Source organism: Lysinibacillus zambalensis, from assembly GCF_040183165.1.
Lineage (GTDB): Bacteria > Bacillota > Bacilli > Bacillales_A > Planococcaceae > Lysinibacillus > Lysinibacillus zambalensis.
The window spans coordinates 1-464 of sequence record NZ_JBEGDG010000111.1 but is presented as its reverse complement, the minus strand read 5'-3'; the positions used below and the strand labels follow the sequence as shown (position 1 = coordinate 464).

Below are 464 nucleotides of genomic sequence, written 5' to 3'. Positions count from 1 at the left end.
CACCGATAGTTGTGGATGACTTTAGTTAAAACATATACTATGTAAATAAGCTGATCTTCGTTCTGACCGGGTGACTCCACGAAGCTTTGCTCTGTGCGAAAGCGTAGCGACAGCAACAAATGTTTTAACTGTGCGAAAGCGAAGCGTCAGCGGAAAATGTTTAAACTGCGCGAAAGCGAAGCGTCAGCGGCTAATGTTTTAACTTAGCGAAAGCGAAGCGTCAGCGGCAAATGTGCTCTCCCAGCTGAGCTAATCCTCCTGTGTATTATGCCTAGCGACGTCCTACACTCACACGGGGAAGCCCCCAACTACCATCGGCGCTAAAGAGCTTAACTTCCGAGTTCGGTATGGGAACGGGTGTGACCTCTATGCCATCATCACTAGACTATTGTCGACCTCCAAAACACGGCGTATTACAGCGTCAGCTTCTCTCGAACAAACGTAAAACTACATAAGAACAAGCC

At 47.8% G+C, this 464-nt stretch carries 1 rRNA gene; it reads right to left on the bottom strand.

The features are described 5' to 3' along the window. Positions 1-269: 269 nt before the first annotated feature. Positions 270-385, bottom strand: a 5S ribosomal RNA gene (rrf, locus tag ABNX05_RS26245). Positions 386-464: the final 79 nt, after the last annotated feature.